Below are 230 nucleotides of genomic sequence, written 5' to 3' on the forward strand. Positions count from 1 at the left end.
GAGATTACCATCAGTATCGACGACTTATCCCGCGTGTACGGCGAGGCGGACCCGGCGCTCACCTACAGCGTCAGCGGTGAGCCGGCCAGTGGCGATGATTTCACCGTGGCGCTATCGCGCGAGGCCGGAGACAATGTCGGTGATTACGCCATCACGGGTGATGTGGGTGGCGATGTCATGAATGATAACTACCTGGTCAGCGTCGAAGACGGTGTGCTTACCATTACCCC

Annotated in this window: 1 protein-coding gene; it reads left to right on the forward strand. The window is 59.1% G+C overall.

Annotated features, from left to right (window positions below):
* On the forward strand, positions 1-230 hold a 230-nt coding region (locus Q4563_RS23145), incomplete at both ends, for an MBG domain-containing protein (RefSeq protein ID WP_303606220.1).

The sequence above is a fragment of the Gilvimarinus sp. 1_MG-2023 genome, from assembly GCF_030548285.1.